We start from the raw sequence: 21,926 nt of genomic DNA, 5'->3' as shown, positions 1-21,926 counted from the left end.
CATGTTGTCATTGCTCGCTGAACTGAAAGATCACAATCTCTCAATCTGGTTGCAAGACGGCGGACTAGAGCTGTCATTTGGCGCGCAAGCGCCAGATGCTGCGCTTGTTGCAAAGTTAAAGTCAAACAAAACGCAGCTAATGGATTACCTTGAAGCAAAAGCAATTTTTTCAAAGGATGCATTTAATACACTGCCAGAATTAAACCGCCATCCGCTTTCATTTGCGCAAGAGCGTTTATTATTTATCGAACGGTTAGAAAATGGCACTAACGCTTATCACATTCCGTTTTTGGTTAAACTCTCTGAGCACACAGAGCTTGCGCGATTAACGCAAGCACTAAATATCGTGTTAGATAGGCATGAAGTACTTCGCAGTGTCTATCGTCAAGACGAGCAAGGCCACGACTATCAAGAAGTGTTGAGCGCTTGTATTGAAATTACGCCTAGCCCTGTGGCTGACTTAGCTGCGCTTAATACGGCCGTTAAACAAGCGATCAGTACACCATTTGACTTAGCCAATGAGCCTATGTTCAAGGTTTGCTGTTGGACAGTAGGCGCTGAACGTTACGTGCTATTTATGTGGCACCACATAGCGTTTGACGGCTGGTCCACCGAAATCTTTATGCGTGAGCTACACCAAGCCTATTTTATGCTAGCTTCAGGCAAAACGCCTGAGCTACCAGCGCTTGAGTTACAGTACCAAGATTACGCAAAATGGCAGCGCGAGTACCTTAGCGGCGATACCTTAACTAAGCTTTTAGACCACTGGACTGATGCACTTGCAGGCGCTGAGCAGCTTGAATTACATTCGCCACTACCAAGGCCAAATGAATATCAATATCACGGTGCAGACCACCGTATTCGTTTGGGTCAGGAACGAAGCGAAGCCCTAAAGGCCATAGCCAAAACGCAACAAACCAGTCTTTATGTAGTACTGCTCAGCAGCTGGGCATTGACATTACAAGCAACCAGCGGTCAGTCAGATTTAATCATAGGTACACCATCTGACAACCGTCATCTAAGCCAGACACAAAATCTTATTGGCTTTTTGGTCAATAGCTTAGCCCTGCCAGTTCATATTGATAACGCACTCGACTTTAATGCCTTAATTCAACAAGTGCACCAAACCCTAAAAGCGGCAAAGGCGCACCAAGATCTGCCATTTGATAAATTGGTCGACGCCCTAAAATTACAACGGGATCCGTCTCGCCATCCGCTATTTCAAATGATGTTTTCACTTGAACAATTTAAAAATAATAGTGATGACAGCAGCCAACAGCTGTTTACGCCAGTGGATGAGTCACAAGTAAAAGCGCTCCATAAAGTGGCAAAGTTCGACATTAGTTTGCTGCTACAAAATGGGGACGAAGAAGTATTTGGTGATATTAACTACGCCACTGCGCTATTTCCAAGCGACTGGATCGCAACCCTTGCTGAGCGCTTTATCAATATTATCGATCAGGTGATCGCCAGAACCGCACAGCCACTTGCAAAAGTAGCCCTACAAAATAGAACTGAGACTGACACAATACGTGCTTGGCATGACAACGCAGCATCGTTTGCCATCGATAAAGATTTGGCCAGCTTGGTAGAGCAACACGCAGCTAATACCCCTGAGCTGACGGCCATGTTAACCAGCAGTGGTGAAGCACTGTCTTATGCCGAAGTGAACGGTAAAGCCAATGCCCTTGCGAAGCAAATCATTGCTCAGCACCCCAAAGCCCAAGCAGGCCTATTGCCTGCCGATACCCCTATCGCCCTCTACTTTTCTCGCAGTAGCGAGATGCTTATTGCTATTTTGGCCGTGCTCAAAGCCGGTGGTGCCTATGTGCCTGTTTCACCGGATTACCCAGAAGCTCGGGTTGAGTTTATTTTAACTGACACCAACACCGACTTAGTGCTAACGCAGGAAAGCCACTTGCCATCTCTTGAGCCTGTGCTTGGAAAAATGGCGGCGCTCGGCGTGAAGGTGCTCGGCGTAAACACCCATGCGCTGGCGGTGGAGCACGAGAACTTAGTGCGTCCAACCGCGTTGGCTAACTTGGCTTATATCATCTACACCTCAGGGACAACCGGACAACCAAAAGGCGTAATGCTCACGCAGCACAATGTGCTTTACTATCTTCACGCCTTAACCAGCCAGTTAGGTGACAAGTATCGTAATATCGACTTTTCTTCTAACTACTGTTTTGACCTGTCGGTGACCACCACCTTATGCCCGCTCCTTGCTGGACAAACGGTGTGTGTTTATGAAGGCGATATTCTTGATGCCGCCGCCTTTAGAGCTCATCTAAATGCCGCGAACGTTGGCTTTGTGAAAACCACACCCAGTCTTGCCATGGCGCTATTGCCTGGCAGCGACGCACAAGTCGATGCCCTAATGCTCGGTGGTGAGGCACTGACTGAGCAGGCCATTGCCGCATTAAGCGACCATGTAAACGCTATTTTCGATGAATATGGTCCAACGGAAGCCACAGTCGGTGCGATGCTAGCACAGGCCTATCCACGTCTTCATCAAGGCATAGGTAAAGCCTACCCTAACGTTAATCTTCATGTGTTATCTGAGTCGCTGCAGCCCATGCCCATTGGTGCGCCGGGTGAGTTATATATTTCAGGCCTTGGGGTTGCCCGTGGTTACTTAAACCGCCCTGAACTCAATGCTGAGCGCTTTATTGATAATCCATTTAGTCACGACCCCGCCCATAGCAAGCTGTACAAAACCGGTGACCTTGCCCGCTTCCTAGACAACGGCGACTTGGTGTATCTCGGTCGTAACGATGAGCAGGTGAAAATTCGTGGTTATCGTGTCGAATTAGGAGAGATTGCTGCAGCTATTGTCGACCAGCAAGGCGTACAAAACGCAGTGGTGATTGATGTGCCTGCACCGCAAGGCAAAGCGCTGGCCGCTTACCTTGTTGCAGAGCCTGACCTTGAAATTACCGAGTTAAAGCTCGCCCTAAGTGCTGCTTTACCTGAATACATGGTGCCCAGTCACTTAACCTTAATCGAGCATATTCCACTTACGGGTAACGGTAAGCTTGACCGCAAGGCACTCCCTGCGCCAGAGCTTCAAGCCGACAACCTTTATGTGGCACCACGCAATGCCTTAGAGACCCAACTTTGTGAGATTTGGCAACAGGTACTTGGCCTAGAACAAGTGGGGATTGAGGATAACTTCTTCCAAATCGGCGGCGACTCAATTGTCAGTATTCAGCTGGTTTCACGCTTAAGAGAAGCTGGGTTAACGGTACAAGTTAAAGAGATATTTGCCGCCCCAACTCCCGCGCGGCTGGCAAAGCTTATCAGTGCGAATGGCGACAAGAAGGTTACGATAAAAACCGAACAAGGCCAGCTTGAAGGCGAGTTCGATCTGCTGCCTATCCAGCAGTGGTTCTTCGCAAATCAGTTTGCTAACCCCGCACACTTTGCCCAAACTTTTGCCACTGTAATGCCAAGCGCAATCAGTGATGAGAGATTAGTTGAGCTATTGTCCGAGCTTGCTGAGCAACATGATGTGCTACGCCTTGTTTTCAATCAAAAGACGGCGCACATTACCCAGCAGTACCAACAAAATAATACCATGGCACCTCTAGTTAAACTTGATGCAGACACACTTAGTGACGACGAGCTTGCCAAGCAATTAACCCGCTTGCAGTCACAGTTTGAGTTAAATTCAGGCCCTTTATGGCAGCCAATTCGTGTCAAACGCCAAAGCCAAGATGTATTGGTACTGGCCTTCCACCACCTGATCATTGACTTTGTCTCTTGGCGGATCCTAATTGAGGACTTAAATAGCCTTTATCAAGGCAAAAAATTGGCGCAAAAAACCTCAAGCTATCGTCAATGGGTTGAGACCTTAGCCCAATATGCACATGTTCAAGCCGAACAAATCGATTACTGGCAAGAAGTACTTGATACTTGTCAAACACACTTAACAGCGAAGAACACACCGACAAACCAAGTGATTAAACTTGACTCTGCATTTACACAAACGCTGCTGTTTGACGCTAATCAAGGCTACCACACAGAGCCTCGAGACCTTGTCGTCGCCGCACTGTCCCTAACTCTCGCTCATATCACTGGTAGTAATGATCAGGTTATTGCGCTTGAAGGACATGGTCGTGAACACATCTCCGAAGATATAGATCATTCACGCACCGTTGGCTGGTTTACGTCATTATATCCACTAGCACTCCATGCGGGTTCTAGTCTCGAAAGCGCTATTGTCAATGCCAAAGAGCAGCTGCGTAAATTGCCAGACAATGGCGTTGGTTTTGGTCAGTTCTACTTTTCCAAACAAGTGACGGGGACTTTACCAACCGTTGCATTCAACTATTTAGGCCAAATCGGTGGCACAAAAACGCAGCAACCCAGTGGTGACTTCTACTTAACTGAAGCCATTACAGGTCAACCAGTCGCAAGCGAAAATAATGGTCATTACGTTCTTGATATCAACGCGGCTATTATTCATGGTCAGCTTGTCTTAAATTGCACCACGGCATTGTCTGAAACCGAATTTGCCCTATTCCAAAGTCAGTTCACTGCCAGTCTACAAGCGGTGCTGGACACGGCATTACATACCAAAGCGCTTGGCGCCAAACAAACGCCGAGCGACTATAACCTGACAGGCGTCAGCTTCGCCCACTTAGATGCACTGCGCACACGCTACGACCTAGCCGCGGTTTATCCCGCAACAAACTTGCAGCAAGGTTTTATCTTCCACCAGCTTAATAGTCCAGAAGATACCGCCTATCGGGTGCAGTCACAGATGCAGTATTTCGATAAAGTTGACACTGCGCTTTACTGTCGTGCGTGGCAACTAACCTCACTGCAATACCCAGCGCTGCGCTGTGCTTTTGATGTTGAAGAAACCATGCTGCAACTTATCGTAGATCACACCTGTGTTGATGAAGATAACTTTAGCGTGATTGACATCAGCCACTACTCAAAAGCAGAACAACAAGCACACATAGAAAAGCTTGCAAACCAAGTGCTAAATCAGCCATTTAATTTTGCAAGACCGGGGTTATTTACACTGCATTTGGTAAAACGCGGTGAAGCGCATTATCACCTAATAAAAACAGAGCATCACAGCATTTGTGATGGCTGGAGTGGCCCGTTAGTTATGCAGACCGTTCACCAGAACTATACGCAATTACTACAAGGTCGAGAACCTGTTTTACCGGTGGATAACGCCTATTTAGATGCCCATGCTTACCTAAGAGATAATCAGGCCGCCACCAAAGCATTTTGGCAATATCATGTCGCTGATTTATCACAGGCAAACGATCTTAACACCCTGTTTAGTCACTCAACAGATTTAGAAACGCTCCGTCATAATCATGAGCCGCAGACGCTGCATTTTGCTCTACCAAACGAGGCGTTAAGTAAGTTGCAGCAAGCGTGTCAGCAACATTCTGTCACGCTCAATGCTGCGGTACAATTTGCCTGGCATAAGCTTATCCAAATCTATACTCGCGACGAATTTACTTTAGTAGGTACAACTATCGCAGGTCGTGACTTACCAATTGACGGCATAGAGCAAAGTGTTGGAGCTTACATCAATACGCTACCGCTTTATCTTGATTGGCCTACAGATGCTACCATCGCGCAACAACTCGAGAAGATCCAAACTGCCATTTTGGACTTAAATAGCCATGCGAATGTGTCACTTGCGTCACTGCAACAAGGTGGTAATCGGCTATTCCAAAGCCTAGTAGTTTTCGAAAACTACCCAAGCCTTGAAAATGAACAAGCAGAGGCACAACAAGCTCGCTGGCAGTTTGACGCAGCACCAGAGCAAGTTGAATACCCACTTGCATTGATAGCAAAGGAGCAAGGAGAGCTACAATTTGAGCTAATGTACGACGCCAGCTTGCTTTCGCCTGCACGTGCCGCACAACTGCAATCTCAACTGCTACTTATCCTTAAGCAAGTCGCTGACAATACTCACTTACCTCATCAGCACATTGAAATTGCTAATACAGTGGAAAAGGCCCGTATTCTCAACGAGTGGAATAAAACCGAGCGCAAGTCATGTGGCTTCGAGAACTTCAACGACTTATTTAGTGAAAGAGTCGCCGTATTCCCGGATGCAACGGCTGTGGTCTGGCAAGATGAAGCACTAAGCTATCAAGCACTCAACCGCCAGGCTCGCCAGCTTGCCCAGCAATTATTGATGATTAAGGCTGAAGTTTACGGCAACGAGTATCAAGGTGATTTCCCAGTCTTATTGCTGCATGAAAAACAGTTGGATTCTATCGTTGCGATCCTCGCTATTCTTAAAGCAGGCGGTGGTTATGTTCCTGTATCACCGGAATTTCCTGACTCAAGGATTGAATATATTGCCAAGGACTGTGGTGCGAAAATTGTGGTCACCCAATCGGGATTAATGGATAGAGTTGCGAGTACAACACTTGCCTCACTGACACATGTACTCAGCGATGCACCAATGGAGGAAACAAGCTTAGACCAAGCGGTATCGGTGAGCACGTCTGATTTGGCTTATATTATCTATACCTCTGGTACCACAGGTAACCCTAAAGGCGTAGAAATCAACCATGCGGCACTATTAAACTATGCCACGGACGACCACTTTATCGATCCCACACAACTGAGCAAGGTCCTTAGCTTATCGAGTATTAGCTTCGACGCGTTTATTTTTGACTGCTTTGTCACACTCAGTAATGGCGCAGCACTACACCTGATAGATAAACAGACTCAACTTGATCCAGAACGACTGATTGAATACTGCCAAGCACAGCAGATTGATACGTGTTTTGTAACCACTGCGCTATTTAATCGTTTAGCTAGCGAAGACTTCTTCTTACACGCCGGACTTAAACAGATTAATTTTGGTGGAGAGGCGGTCGACTTAGCTATGGTTGAGCGAGTAAAGCATCAAGCGCCAGAGCTGATGCTTTACCACGCCTATGGCCCAACAGAGACCACCGTTTATGCGACTTGCTGCTTACTCAACTCTGTAAATCACGGAGCACCTATTGGCCGCGCTATTGCCAATAAATCTGCTTACGTGTTGTCACCTGCTGGAAAAATACTTCCACCGGGCGTGGCAGGAGAGCTTTATATTGGCGGCGCGGGTATGGCAAGACGCTATTTACACCGTTCAGATTTAACCGAACAAGCATTCTTAGTTAATCCGTTCGCATCGGATAGATACCTCGCAAGCGGTTGGAACAAAATGTATAAAACGGGAGATTTGGTTAAATGGCGTGAAGATGGCTTATTAGAGTATGTTGGTCGTAATGATTTTCAGGTGAAAATTCGTGGTTACCGCATCGAACTTGGCGAGATTGAAACTGCGATTAAGCAACAACCGCAAATTCATACTGCGTTTGTAAACGTGAGTGAACAAGATGGGGTTAAACGTATCGTGGCCTACTTGGTCATGGCAAATACTGAGTCACTAGATGAGGCGAAGCTCAAGCAAACACTCTCTCACATGCTACCGAGTTATATGCTGCCAAGTGCATACGTCACATTAGACGCCCTACCGGTTACGGTGAATGGCAAGATTGATGCCCGAGCACTACCGCAGCCCGATTTTAGCCAAACTGAGACTCACCATGCTCCAAACACAGAACAGCAAAAGCATATCGCTAAAATCTGGTGTGCTGTATTGGGAATTAAGCAGATTGGCTTGGAAGATAACTTCTTCCATATTGGTGGTGATTCAATCATGAGCATTCAGCTCATGTCGGCTCTCAAACGTGCTGGCTACTCGCTGTCGACCAAAGACATATTTACGTATCCAACCCTAGAAGCGCTTTGTGCATTTTTGGCAAATAATGAACGGGTAGAAATCGAGGCTGAACAAGGTGAGCTCAGCGGAGAAATCAAGTTATTACCTATCCAGCAATGGTTCCTCAACTCCCATTACCGTCATAAAGCGCATTTTAATCAGTCGGTCATGCTCGCACTTCCGCACAATACCACGCTGGATACTTTGGAGCGTGCACTTGCGCAGCTGCATCAACAACATGACATGTTGCGCGCTCAGTTTAGCAAAACCGAGACTTGGCAATCCCAATATCAAAGTGTTGCTGCTTGTCCAACACCAAAGCTTATCCATTTGGACACCTCGGGGCTTGATGAGCAGCAAACCGCTCTGGCGTTGAGTAAAATACACGCCCGTTTTGAACTCGGTTCAGGTGCTTTGTGGCAACCGGTTTTACTCAGCGATGATACGCCGCTAACTAGGCTTGCACTTATCGTTCATCACCTTGTTATTGATGGTGTTTCGTGGCGTATTTTGGTCGAAGACTTAAGTCGCTTGCTGCAAGGCGACACCTTAAGCGACAAAACCAGCAGTTATCGCCAATGGTCAGACGTTGTGGCCCTGCATCCTTTTGAACAACAAATACCGTATTGGCAAAATGTGCTAAGCACACAACAAAACGTACCTTACGGTAAATCACAACAGCGTCTTACGCATCAATTTGATACTCAGCTTACTGAGCAATTGCTACGCCTTGCTCCTGCTGGGTTTAACACAGAAATCAATGATCTCTTAATGAGTGCGTTTACTCGGGCTTGGTGCAATACCTTTGCTACAAACTATTGCCATCTCACGTTAGAAGGCCATGGCCGAGAACATCTGAGTGACCATATTGATACCTCAAGAACACTAGGCTGGTTTACTAGTATGTTTCCGGTTGCTCTGAAAAATGACACGGATTTATCGACGCTGATTATTCAAAGCAAAGAAACGCTTCGTGCCATTCCAGATAAAGGGCTAGGCTTCAGCGAGTTGGTCAGACGTGGGGAATTTTCCTTCAATCAGTTACCTAAAGTTAGCTTTAATTACTTGGGACAACTTGATAGCAACAATGATGCACAAGATCAGGGCATACGAATGCTAAATGCACACTCAGGCGATGCCAGCAGCAAGGATAATCAGGATGAAATGGCACTCATCGTTAATGCCGAAGTGCGTCAAATGAAACTGCAAGTGAGCATTGCAAGTCAGTTAGATGAGACGCAAACCACCGCATTCATAGAGCAGTTCGATGCTGCCCTTCGAGCCGTCGTTTCACATTCGATTACAGCCGCAAGTCCCCAAGGCATAAAAACCCTAAGCGATATTGAGATCGGCGTATTGGTGAATGAAGCCGATGCTCCTATTGAATGGTTTTTCTTCCCTCCGGGTGGCGGTGGTGCTGAGAGTTACTTGCAATCCATTGCTCCCAAGATTTCCGCGCCTTGTTATTGCTTCAATAACATCTATGCCGCACAGGAAAAACCAAAGGGCTCGCTCGCCTATGACTATTATCAGTTCCAAACATTGGCGTTGCAGTATGCTATTCATCTTAAAAAGCTAAAGCCTAGTGGTCCTTATCGGATTTTTGGTTGGAGTTTTGGCGCAACGCTGGCACTTGAGGTTGCCAAACTGCTGCAAAATGAGGGGGACACAGTCGAACACTTGGTGTTCGTCGACCCTTGTTTTGACTATGCCGCGATGCATGATGAAGTTTTTGCTCTACACCCAGAGTTCAGTCATCTTGAGCCCGATAGAATTAATTATCACTACCAAAATGATCCGGCATTTTCTAGCACCGCAAAGGTGACGCTATTTAGTGCTGGTTGTGCGGTTGAAGTGGCTCAGTCGGATAGCCTAGAGTTGCAACTTTCCAGTCATATAATCAACCGATATATTGATAAAAATCAAAATCTTATCGAAGAAGCAATGCAACCCAGTCAGGTTCAAGTGTTCACCATGAAAGGGTCGCACAACAGTTGGGTAAAAACACCGGAAGACTTAATAAAAATGTCAGAAATTATGAACACTCTTTAACATTTTATTCGTTAATATAATGTTAAATTGGATTTCTAGAGTGAGGCATTAAAGGGAACTCCCCTCTTCACTCTAGGATTAATTAATTGCCACATTTTCTCACAATATATGATTAAGGAATTACAAAATGGCTAAGGAAAATGTAGATGTACTTATTATCGGCGCTGGACCTGCTGGGACAATGACCGCTGCAAAGCTAATTCAAGCAGGATTAACCGTGAAGATCGTTGAACGTAGCCACTTTCCGCGCTATGTCATCGGTGAAAGTCTTCTACCACAAAGTATGCAGCATTTGGAAGATGCTGGATTTATGGATGCGTTAGTTGCACGCAATTACCAAAAGAAAATCGGTGCTAATTTTAAACAAGATGACTTCCAAGAGTTTTTCGATTTCTCTAAAAATTACACCGATGGCTGGACATGGACATGGCAAGTTCCAAGAGATGACTTTGACAATGTACTGGCTGAAGAAGTGCAAAAAATGGGTGCCCCTATCGAATTTGGCACTTCAGTAGTCGATGCCAACATGGATCTAGAAGAGCCTATCATTAAGGTAGTCAATGAGGCCGGTGATGTGCAGGAAATTCAAGCCAAATTCGTTGTTGACTCAAGCGGCTATGGCCGAGTACTCGCAAACCTGCTTGATTTAAATGAACCTTCATCAGCGCCAACTCGCGCAACTTTGTTTGCGCAATTTAAACCTGCTGATGGCATAGAGACTGGGGCTGAAAACAATAAAGTAACGATTCTGGTTCACGAAGAGGATGTATGGGTTTGGCTAATACCTTTCTCTGACGGTCGTGTTTCAGTCGGTTTTGTTGGTAACCCTGAGTATTTGGAAAGTGCCCAGGGCGATGCTAAAACACGCTTTTTAACCTACCTTGCGCGCGATCAACATGCATCAGCAATGTTGGAAGGAATGGCGCTGTGTATGGAGCCAAAGGAAATCAAAGGCTACTCAAAAGGTATTAAACAACTGTTCGGCAAAAACTTTGTGCTAACCGGTAACGCTAGTGAATTTATTGACCCTGTATTTTCAGCCGGTGTTATGTTTGCGATTGAGTCAGGCGCGCGCGCCGCTGATCTCATAGTCGCTCAGTTAAATGGCGAGGAAGCAGATTGGCAGCAAGATTATGAGGCGCATATGCTTAAAGGTATTGCTGTCATGCGCACCTACATTGAAGGCTGGTACGACGGACGTTTGCGCCGCCTATTTTTCTCAGACAACAAGCCTGAAAAAATTAAGAGCCAAATCACTTCTGTGCTTGCGGGCTATGTATGGGATGAGACTAACCCATTTGTAAACCGCAGCGAGAAAACCCTGAACCTGCTATCTGAACTCCATAACAACCCTGAAATGGCGTGATTTTAGCTTTTTAGACCGGCGTGGGAATAGTTTCTCACGCCACATAATATACTAACAAAGATGCGTTTCAGTAGTAGTGAAAGTAGTTGTGTGATGCCTATAGTTTCCCGAATTGATGATTAAGCAAAGTGGGAGAATTTTATTGTAGGCCGACCATAGATGTGGCACTTGGCGCTTTAAAGGACTTAGACAATGAAAACTAACTTTGTATACACTGCTGCACTTTCTGCGTTATTAACAGGCGCTGCACTTGCAACTCCCGCGCAGGCCGCTGAATATAAAACAATTCTAATTCATGGCTTTCAAGCAGACCAACTTAACCGCCCTAACAGTACCAATGTCGAGCTTGAGGGTGAAGAATATTGGTCATCTTTTTGGATAAACCACGCTGATGAACGTATTGATTGGCCTTCTTATGAACGTTTGCAAGGCAAAATCGCAACAGATTATATTTGGCCAAAGCTAAAAGCATTTGCAGAAAATGGCACTTGTAATCCTGGCTGTGTCTTTGTTACCCACTCAACGGGTGATTTGGTTGCGCGCTATATCTTAGATAATCAAGCAACTTGGCTTGAAAATGCGGGCCTTCAACCACTTAATATCGTTGCTACTTTTGACCTTGCAGGTGCGGGTGGCGGAAGCGAACTCGCAGACACTGCTATCAACGCTGCGACTTCTGGTGGTGTAGTTGGTGAACTAACTCGCCAAGCTGTTGAGGCTTGGCTTGGTAGCATGCCTGAAGAGTTTGGTATCATGTGGGATTTAAAAGTAAATAACGCGCGACAAGTTGCTCAGTACCCAAGTGACAACGCACCTCGCCTACGTTTCGTCGCTGATGCAAGCGACTACTACGGCCTCACTTCAGGTTTCTTACCAGGTAATGATGATGGTGTTGTATCAACACACTCTTCTTGTGGTGCATCGACAAAAGGTGACTTTGGTAGTTGTAGTACAAGCGTTGCTATCAACGGTCAGCTAGCCTCTCAAGATGATGCAGTAACTAGCTTTATGCCATACCACTACCCATTACTAATGAGCGCGGAATATAGCCACGGTAACCTGCCAGATGCTGGATACCAAGGCAAAGTAACAGCGGCTCGTACTCAGTTTAACGCGGGTTATAAAACAATTAGCTACAACACCTATGAAGAAACAACGGGTAGCTGGTTTTGGAAAAAAACTTACCGTTATGTTAGCGAGTCTAACTCACAAAGCTTTTCACAGTTAATACTAAACTCACTGTAACTTAACGGTTATTTTGCTAATTTCTATACCCAAGGGACTGCTTCATGCAGTTCCTTATATTAACCGAGTATTGCTATGAAAAAGTTTTTGTTGATTAGTGTCATTCTTATTGTGGTCTGTATCACTGCAGGCTATTTTGCCTTGCAGCGCGAAGCTCTACCCTCACCTGAGTTACCAGCACCACAAGTCACCACAGCTATTTTGACACCACCAACAACGCAACCCACTACACCTAAAACTGCGATAACACAAAAACAATCACTGGTTGAATCACTACCACTGGCACAAGCTGCGCAAACAGCTGCGGCACATTATGAGTATAGTATTTCTCTACCTCCTTATTCACAGCCCCTTGGCAAAGGTGATTTTGATAGGCTCAATCCAAATCATTTTTATGCCGTCGAAATGCCAATTGAAGAAAATAACGAACAGGTGTCTTTGTCGCTGAATCAATATCGCTTTGTGCACCCCGCTACTATCGAGATAAGTTTATCTGGTAGTCAATTTTCTAATGCAACCGCAACGATACTCGACCCTACATCACAGCAAACCTTATCCACCACCCGCCTCAAAGAGTCTGATGGTATTTGGCTTGGTGCAGTCGATGGCGAGACAACATGGCCTCAAGAGCTGAATGTCGTCGTGCGTGCTAAGCCAAGCTCGGCTAAGGCTGTTGCATTAACGGCAAGTATCCGTTATTACCAACCCAGCGCCACACTGCTCGCTATTGCTAAACCTTACCCCGAGCAAGCAGACTTGATAATTCCGTTGCAGCTTGAAGTAAAGCAAAGTGGTACTTATCGTATCCGTGCAAACCTATTTACTCGCGATGGCACACCAATCAGTCATGTGGTTGAAAAACAAAAGTTAAGCGAAGGGAAACAGGTATTCAACTTAAAAGCACATCAGTCGGTGCTTGCTCCTTTTTCAGCTAAATCCGGTCCATCGCAATTCACGTTAAAGACATTTGTGATTGAGAGAATGTCGCCAATGCCCGGAGAGCTTGCGCAGTTTGGTGATAGCAAAATAACCGAATACCACATCACTGATTTCTACTTTGACGCACTGGAGAAGCGCCCATATCAGCCCTCGGCTGCCGAGCGTCAACGTCTGGGTTACTTGCAAAAAATGGCGGGTAAGTAAAGTAACTAACCTTTGCTTCGGATAATTAAACGGTGACCCTTTTTAGGTCACCGAGTTAGCTAAGCTATATCGCTTCAGCCGTCGTCTTAGGCTTCAGCTCAGCAATGCGATAAAACCCAAGCGCGGTGATAGATACTAAGGTCATGATGATAAACAGCATCATGCCGGAGTAAAAATCTAATATAAGTCCGCCTAAAATGGGTGCTAATGCATATCCTAATGAACACAAGCCAGCAGCACCAAAATAGCTAGCTTTCAGGTTATCTGGTGCCAACCTGTCAATATAGACATTGATGTTAGTAAACATAATTGCTTCGCTCAGACTCAACACCATCATGGCTGCAATCCACCCCCAGATATTTTGCACATCATTCAAGGCCATCATGACTTGTGAAATGATCAATATCACGCCACCCGCATAGAGTCTATTTTCAATACGCCAATTACGCATCAGATGTAGTAATGGAAACTGACAAACGATGATCACACTAGAATTTGCGATGATTAAGCTAGAAATTAGCCAAGCCAGATCGGGGACCTCTGCACGCGTCAAATACTGCACTAAGCTAGAGTCACATTGCGCATAAACCAAATACACTAAAGTTGTAGCGATTAGCACAATTAAAAAGACTTTATCTTTTCGTAAGATCCCCAGCCATTTTGCAAACTTGGGTACCGACTGAGCGGCCGACTGCAAAGCGAAAGTCTGCGCTTCACTCAGTTTAGGTCTAAAGTAAAGCAGCGCGAGCAACAAACCAATATACGAAATACCAGTATAGATAAAGCTAAACTGCTCACCATTAAGCCCCGCCCATAGCCCGTACAATGGTCCTAAAGCCGCCCCCACATTCACGAGAAAATAGAGTAAATGCAGTGCAAGCTCTCTGTCTTTTGCGTCGGCGAGTTCTTCAGTAAGTAATGCTTTACTAGGCGCATCCCAAAGCGTCCTAGGTAGACAAGCTAAAAACACTGAGGTTGCAAACAACCACAACGATTCAGCCACAGCCAACAGTGAAAAAGAAATCACACCAACAAACACTGCCGTGTAGAGCATTTTGGTGCGACCAAAGCGATCAGCGAGATTCCCCGTATAAAACCCCAAAAATACGGCAAAAGTCGCTGACACCGTCAGCAATAAACCGACCTCTGTTGCACTCAGTCCATAATTTTCGTAAAGAATAACAGCCAAAAAAGGCCATACCATGTAGTAACTAGCGCGAACGAAAAAGTTACCAACAAGCATTACCCAAACTAAAGGTGTAAAGCGCTTTAACCGCTCAATTGCAGAGCTATTCTCCATTGATGTTCCTTGATTATTATTGATTTACGCAGAACCCTAATTCCTAAACCTTAGTTTAGGTCAAGCGTTTAACTGCATTCTATTATCTTGGAAACTGGAACTCTATAAAGAAAAAATGACGTTATTTTAGCGTTATTTAGTAAGAAAAAATTTCATCCTTGAAATCACAAAGGGAGATAAAACTAAATCAATGACATTAAGCGTTAAAACCGCTTAACGTAGAACACATTTAAAAAATCAAGACCGGGGTTGTGGTCGCTCAAACCTGCATTAGAATAATGCAGATATCGGATCCCAACTTTAGTACTGGGATTCAAATTAACACTAAGCCCAATGCGGTCTTCAAACTGATAGTGAACACCAATGTCTTTGCCCGCAAATCGAGTATCACTGACGTAGGTCATGCCAATCCCAAACTCAAAATTTACCGGCTTTCCAGCAAACTCGGTCAGTGGAACACTAAGCACTGGTGACAGTGCAATAGCAAACGTCGTGTCTGAGCGTTTTGGTTTGCCGTATTCCCAATAGTTGGTGCTCAACTCAAAATAAACATAGGCACCTTCGCCAAAACCATAATCCGCTAAACTATAATGCAAGGGACGATACCCAAGCCGCAGTCCTTTTACATCCCCCTCTCCCATCACATAATCAACTGCAACTTCACTAGCATGTGAGTAAGTAGACACAAACAACATAAGCAAGAATAAAACTAAGCGCATAACAACTCCTCTACAACAAGAGCAATTTTACGCCGTTATTTAATTCTTAAAAGACACCAAAAAACCATATAATAATTGCCAATAAAGCACCAATATGGAATTTTAATGGGTACATTAATTTAACCAAAACCAATAACAAATTATGAGTTATACTGTTAAAAACGATCTTGAGAATGTGGTATGCAGTATATAATTGGGAGCGTTATAGGGATATTTAGTGTATTTAGTGCCTTAGCCGCAGCACCGACAAAAGTAGATATCTATACCGAGCATTTTCCTCCGTACCAGATAGAGCAAAAGAACGGCACCATTACTGGGCTTGCCACTGATATCGTACGCCTCATTATGTGGGAAGCAGAGCTAAGTTATCAAATTTATATGTTGCCTTGGACTCGCGCAAAAGCCTTCTCCAAAAAATCCCCTTATTCATTGCTCTACTCGATCGCCAGAACGGAGCAACGTGAAGAAAACCATGTCTGGATTGCGCCACTTTGTGAGCTAAAGGTCGCCTTTTATAAGCGTGCTGATATCGCCGATCAGCAAGAGTGGGAAATATGGAAAATCAAACAACATGTTGTCGCTGTTGCGGCCGATCAACTTTCCGAAAACTATTTAAAAGCACAAGGCTTTATCGCCGATAAGAACATGCTATCAGTAACTAGTTTGAGTCGTGCAGGTGAGCTGCTTGAAAGAGGTAGAATTGACTTTATTTTTGGTGCCGAAAATTTTGTGGATAGAATGGCTGCTAGAATGGGTTTAGTGGAGCAATGGGACAAAGTGCTAGAAGTTCCAGAGTTAAGTAAAACCCTCTATTTAACCGCCAACCCCAGCGCCCCTCCAGAATATATAAATCGGCTACGCGCCGCCGCTGAACGAGTACAGATGCAACGCAAAAAGGTTGACGTCGGCTGCCCCATAGACGAGTAATTCATCGTTTGCTACTGAACTTTGTACGTCGCTGTGATAGCATCTCAAAAATTGTATACTTTATTCAAAATAAAAATGAAAGTACTCACAGGATTGGTATTACTCATGCTCTTTGTAGCATGCGAAACGTACGCGAGCCCAAAAATCATCAACGCGGTTTCACGCTTTGGTCACCCTCAGGTAATGAAGCCCGCAGACAAGTTTGGCCATAGTCCCTATTCACCACTGTTTGATAACGGCGCATGGCATGGTCACTTACTTCCTGATAGCGCTGCGGAATATGGTGGTTTCACGGGTAACGCGATTATCACCGAAGAGTATTTAACGTATTTATTTGAACGTATTGAGCGCCTACAAATTTTTTATGGTGAGACCAAATTGCAATTTGATGCAGCACTGTACAGCCTGCCCGGAGAGCTGGTGCAAACGCTTAGACATGAGCTCGCGACGGTGACGATCCGCTTACGCTTTGTTAGTGAGCGCGTTTCTCTTATTCAAACCACTATTCATACAAAGCAACGACTTACTTTAAAATTGGACGGCAAATTACTCCACCAGCTTAATGATCAACAAACACTGGACCAACAATACCCTAAGCTCGCACCAACTATGGTTGCCAGCGAAAGTGGGATCAGTACCACTTTTGGTCGTGTTCGCGATCCGTGGGCGCTTCTGACCTCTGGTAGCAACGAGTACTCAATCACCCGCACAATCCCTTTCAAAAATGTGGTGGCAAACAACCGTTATTATAGCGAGACGCAAACTTCTGGTGGTCTGCAGTTTTATACCGCAATAAGCTATGTCCACAATCAACAAGAGCGCATAAAAACAGCAAAGGCCGTTGCCAAAATTCTCTCATCCCCAGTTACGTATTGGCAACGCTCTAAAGCTCGCTGGACGGGCTATTTAGCACGCTATCAAACCTTACCACGAGATAAACAAACATTGGCGATAAAAGCCGTTGAAACCCTCATTGGTAACTGGCGATCTCCTGCAGGGGCAATCGCGTTTGATACCGTATCGCCTTCGGTCACTGCTCGCTGGTTTTCCGGCAATTTAACTTGGCCTTGGGACAGCTGGAAACAAGCATCAGCACTGAGACTATTTGCACCAGATTTAGCCAAGGCCAACATTGATGCCGTATTTTCCTATCAAATAGCAGCGAACGATCCTGTGAGACCCCAAGATAAAGGCTTATTACCCGATTTAATTGGTTATAACCTGCCACCAGAACGCGGTGGCGATGGCGGTAATTGGAGCGAACGGAATTCAAAACCCTCGCTGGCCGCTTGGGCGGTGTTGAATACCTACCATGCCAGCAAAGACAAAGCTTGGCTTGCACAAATTTACCCTAAACTTGTCGCCTATCGTGATTGGTGGCTGCGCAACCGTGATCACAACCAAAATGGTATTCCTGAATTTGGTGCAACCATAGATAAACACCATAATAATCAAGCGGGTGAGTTGTTATTTTATCTACATGAAGGAAAGCAAAAGCATGTCCGCTTTGGGCTAAAAGCCTATCGCGATGCGCAAACACAAGGTAAACAGATAAGTATTCCCGCACAGACCGCAGCGTCATGGGAGTCTGGAAGAGACGATGCTGCTAACTTTGGTTTTATCTCACCACAGCAGCTTGAGATCTATGTGAAACAAGGTGGCAACGCTAAAGACTGGCAAGTCGAATTTGCTAGCAATAAGGACGCCCAAGGCCATCTGCTAGGCTACTCTTTGATGCAAGAATCGGTTGATGGGGCCAGTTATTTTTATTCTGACACCAAAAACTTGAGTATTATCGCCAATATCTTGGCTAAGCCACGGGAAGCCAAAGCCTTTTCAGCACAAGCAAAGCAAGTCGCCGATTATATAAACCGCTGCATGTTCGACGATAACAGTGGATACTACTACGACATTCGCATTGCCGCATCACCGCTTGAAAATGGCTGTGCAGGGCAACCAATCATTGAACGTGGTCGCGGCCCAGAGGGTTGGGCTCCGCTCTTTAATCAGGTAGCAACAGCGTATCATGCTAAACGCGTCTCTGAAGTAATGCTCAGCCCCAGTGAATTCAACACCTATATTCCTCTGGGCTCTGCATCCCAGACCAACCCTGCATTTGGCGCAAACATCTATTGGCGTGGTCGTGTCTGGCTTGACCAATTGTATTTTGGCTTGATGGGACTACGCTATTATGGTTATGAAACTGAAGCGAACACTTTGCTTCAGCGATTTATGCAAAATGCGGATGGTCTACTGCAAAACGCGCCTATTCGCGAAAACTACAACCCACTCACCGGCGAGCAGCAAGGTGCACCGAACTTTTCATGGAGCGCGGCCCATATTTTGCTCATGATAGAAGCATTTGAGATGGACAAGCCCAAAACACCAATTAAAGAAGAAAAGCTAGTTTCGCAGCAAACCACCACAAATTAGCTAGCAATTCAGTGATGATCCGTCTACATTTTTTAAATGATACAAAAACAAAATTAGACGGATCGCAATGAGTTGGTTTTACCGTATTTACCACTTTGCCCTAAAGTGCATTGTTATTTTTATCGGGATCCCGAACCCCAAATTACATCAGGGAAAAACGGGGTTGTTAGACGCCATTGAGGCGCTGGGGTTAAAAAGTGGAGATAACGTCTTAGTCGTGACCGACCAAGTGCTGCTCAAACTCAACTTGCATCAGGTTGTGGAAAACACACTACGTGAGTCAGAGTTAGTCACGCATTATTACGCAGATGTTTTACCCAACCCAACCATAGCAAACGTCGAAGATGGTCTAAAGGTCTACCAACAGCATCAATGTAAAGCAATTATCGCGCTTGGCGGTGGCTCGGTACTCGATACGGGCAAGCTGATCGGCGCTCGGGCTGTCAAGCCAAACAAACCGGTGACTAAACTCAAAGGGTTATTTAAAGTCTTAAAACGCCTACCGCCGAATATCGCGATCCCAACAACAGCAGGAACCGGCTCGGAAACCACCGTTGCCGCCGTCGTCAACGATCCTAGCAATCACGCCAAATATGCCGCGACTGATTTTTGTTTAGTGCCACACCATGCCGTGTTATTACCGGAATTGACCACAAGTATGCCCGCACATATCACCGCGACTACAGCAATTGATGCACTAACCCACGCCATTGAGGCACTACTGAGCATTAACTGTCTTAAGTTTAGCCGCGGTCGTGCTCTTGAGGCCTGTAGAGCTATCTTTGAATATTTACCCAAAACGCAACAAGACCCACAAAACTTAGAAGCAAGAACACAGCTACTACTCGCTTCCCATTACGCAGGACAAGCTTTTACCAGAACCTCTGTCGGCTACGTGCATGCAATTTCACACCAATTGAGCGCTCAATATGGTACGCCACACGGGCTTGCCAACGCAGTGTTACTCATGCCCGTGCTAACCTGGTATGGCGAGCGCATTAACCAGCAACTCGCGCTCATCGCCAGATACTGTGGATTAACCTCGTTAGACTATCCCATCGAGCGCCAAGCAGATGATCTTTTAGAGCACATTGAGCGCTTACTGCTTGATTTACATATCCAAACCACGCTCGCCGAAGTACTTCCTGATGATGCTGCACTACTCGCAGAGCTGGCGCTAAAAGAAGCACATCCGGATTATCCGGTGCCCCATTTTATGGATCCCAGCGCCTGCCAACGCATTATAAAAGGTATCGCTCCTACGCCTTAATAAGCACTGCGCTTAGTGTTTGGAACCAAAGCAATTTAAAATAAAGCTAAGTTTTTTCATAACCTTACAATAAAACATTAAGTAAAAGCACTAAAGACATAAAACCTATTAACGAACAGTTAAAAGCCGACAAACGCAAACGAAAACAATTCTCAATAACAATTTTTAATGCTAGTATGCGCGACTTTTGAAAAGCAAACTGGTGTATTTTGGAACGTTATTACTCAGAAGTATTAAGTTATATCGCTCGTTCAGTGGGGTGCAAAGACAAGGCTCAAAATATAGTCCAAGAGGCGTATACCCGAATACTAAGTTATAAAAACAGCAATCCAAAGCAGGATAACACGCAAGAGCGCGCACTATTTTTTAAAGCCGCGAAAAACATTGTGATTGATCAGTATCGCAAAAATCAAACCGTTGCTGAGCCCGACGACTTCGAATTAGTCGCGCCAAGTTATTATGAGCCCGAGGCTAAGCTCGCAAGTCAACAACAACTGGCATTACTTAATCGAAGTATCGACTCCTTACCCCTAAAAACTAAGCAAGCATTTGTGCTCTATAAATTTAAAAACTTAAGCCAGCCACAAATAGCAGAGCAAATGGGGATATCTGTCAGCATGGTCGAAAAACACTTGGCAACTGCCATGCTCGCTTGCTGTAACGCATTACAAAAACAATAAGAGAATCGCAATGGACCGTCACAATGTATCAATACAACAGCAAGTAAACCACTGGCTGGAACTCGAAAGGCAAGGGCTCAATAAAGCGCAGCAGCAAGCGCTCAGTCGCTGGCTTGGTGAAAGCCGTGCGCACCAAACAGCCTATCAAGAAAGTAAACAGGTTGAGCGACTGTTATCGCAATTTTCAGAGCAAGACATTGCACAATTAGAGAACCCAGTTACACACTCTAAGCTTAAATCAAAGACAACTCAGCGGTACTTCGCCATTGCTGCATGCTTTGCACTTTTTGCGTTGAGTTTCCTTGGTTATCAAACGTGGTTCTTTCAAGTAAACAAAGACACCTTTCACGCCAGCTATCAGTCACCTCGAGGCGAATTACGCACTATCTCACTGCCCGATAACTCTCTACTGACCTTAGATGCCAAAACCTCCCTCGCTGTTGATTTTGATGGCAATCGGCGCCGTAATAACCTATTCAGTGGACGCGTATTGTTTGACGTTGCCAGTGACAAAAGCCGACCATTTGTTATCAGTGCCGGCAGCACAAAGATTACCGTATTAGGTACCCGCTTTTCAGTTGATAAAAAAGCCAATAGCGTTCGCATTGTAGTGGATCATGGCCGTGTAAACGTGCAAAGCCGACATCAGCAAATAACGTTGACAAAAGGTCAAATGGCGGTTGTGGGCAGTGACGGTATTGTTAAGACTAAGTTTGATCCAAACCTCAATCTCGTCGATGCATTTAAGCAAGGGCGATTCGTGTTCGACAATGCGCCACTCAACGAAGTATTTGAGGAATTTAAACGACATCATGCGATAAGTTACACCTTAAGCACTCAATCAACTGAGCAATTGGTAATTTCGGGTACTTTTTTAGCATCAGAGCTCGAAAGCTTTTTAAACTTACTTCCACATGTTCTCCCTGTAGAAGTTAAAGAATCTAATAATCATATAGTTATAGTTAATTCTCGATGACAAGATAAAAATATTCAAATTTTTATTGAGGAGTTCTCATTCTCATTCGTTTT

11 protein-coding genes are annotated in these 21,926 nt (G+C 45.2%); 9 read left to right on the top strand and 2 right to left on the bottom strand.

The genetic code is table 11. From position 1 onward, the window contains the following. Nucleotide 1: 1 nt before the first annotated feature. The 4 genes from CTT31_RS05460 (at nucleotide 2) to CTT31_RS05445 (ending at nucleotide 13,568) form a co-directional block, all read left to right on the top strand. Nucleotides 2-9,814, top strand: a complete 9,813-nt coding sequence (locus CTT31_RS05460) for a non-ribosomal peptide synthetase (RefSeq protein WP_260492160.1) — start codon at nucleotides 2-4, stop codon at nucleotides 9,812-9,814. Nucleotides 9,815-9,941: 127 nt separating this feature from the next. After that, complete coding sequence (locus CTT31_RS05455) at nucleotides 9,942-11,180, top strand: NAD(P)/FAD-dependent oxidoreductase (protein ID WP_045988380.1); 1,239 nt, start codon at nucleotides 9,942-9,944, stop codon at nucleotides 11,178-11,180. Between the two features lie 192 nt (nucleotides 11,181-11,372). Then, nucleotides 11,373-12,425, top strand: coding sequence for a hypothetical protein (locus CTT31_RS05450; RefSeq protein WP_010604068.1), 1,053 nt, complete (start codon nucleotides 11,373-11,375; stop codon nucleotides 12,423-12,425). A 75-nt stretch (nucleotides 12,426-12,500) separates the two neighbouring features. Continuing rightward, complete coding sequence (locus CTT31_RS05445) at nucleotides 12,501-13,568, top strand: hypothetical protein (RefSeq protein WP_260492159.1); 1,068 nt, start codon at nucleotides 12,501-12,503, stop codon at nucleotides 13,566-13,568. Nucleotides 13,569-13,632: 64 nt separating this feature from the next. Here CTT31_RS05445 and CTT31_RS05440 read toward each other — a convergent pair whose 3' ends face one another. Next, nucleotides 13,633-14,868, bottom strand: a complete 1,236-nt coding sequence (locus CTT31_RS05440; protein ID WP_069022654.1) for an MDR family MFS transporter — start codon at nucleotides 14,866-14,868, stop codon at nucleotides 13,633-13,635. A gap of 203 nt (nucleotides 14,869-15,071) precedes the next feature. Then, nucleotides 15,072-15,587: an acyloxyacyl hydrolase gene (locus tag CTT31_RS05435; protein WP_045961557.1), complete on the bottom strand. Its 516-nt coding sequence runs from the start codon at nucleotides 15,585-15,587 to the stop codon at nucleotides 15,072-15,074. 180 nt (nucleotides 15,588-15,767) lie between these two features. On the opposite strand from CTT31_RS05435, the gene CTT31_RS05430 reads away from it, so the two are divergent. The 5 genes from CTT31_RS05430 to CTT31_RS05410 all read left to right on the top strand — a co-directional run bounded on the left by CTT31_RS05430 (nucleotide 15,768) and on the right by CTT31_RS05410 (nucleotide 21,873). After that, a complete protein-coding gene (locus CTT31_RS05430) occupies nucleotides 15,768-16,514 on the top strand; it encodes a substrate-binding periplasmic protein (protein WP_211859504.1) in 747 nt (248 codons plus the stop codon). Nucleotides 16,515-16,619: 105 nt separating this feature from the next. Next, nucleotides 16,620-18,947: an alpha-glucosidase gene (gene ygjK, locus CTT31_RS05425; protein WP_260492158.1), complete on the top strand. Its 2,328-nt coding sequence runs from the start codon at nucleotides 16,620-16,622 to the stop codon at nucleotides 18,945-18,947. A 67-nt stretch (nucleotides 18,948-19,014) separates the two neighbouring features. Further along, on the top strand, nucleotides 19,015-20,217 hold the full coding sequence (locus CTT31_RS05420) for an iron-containing alcohol dehydrogenase (RefSeq protein ID WP_260492157.1): 1,203 nt from the start codon (nucleotides 19,015-19,017) through the stop codon (nucleotides 20,215-20,217). Between the two features lie 209 nt (nucleotides 20,218-20,426). Further along, a complete protein-coding gene (locus CTT31_RS05415) occupies nucleotides 20,427-20,897 on the top strand; it encodes a sigma-70 family RNA polymerase sigma factor (protein WP_211859502.1) in 471 nt (156 codons plus the stop codon). Nucleotides 20,898-20,907: 10 nt separating this feature from the next. Beyond that, a complete protein-coding gene (locus tag CTT31_RS05410; RefSeq protein ID WP_260492156.1) occupies nucleotides 20,908-21,873 on the top strand; it encodes a FecR family protein in 966 nt (321 codons plus the stop codon). The last annotated feature ends 53 nt before the right edge of the window (nucleotides 21,874-21,926 follow it).

Origin of the sequence: Pseudoalteromonas maricaloris (genome assembly GCF_024746855.1) — a bacterium.
GTDB lineage: Bacteria > Pseudomonadota > Gammaproteobacteria > Enterobacterales > Alteromonadaceae > Pseudoalteromonas > Pseudoalteromonas maricaloris.
This window is presented reverse-complemented; position numbering and strand designations above follow the sequence as displayed.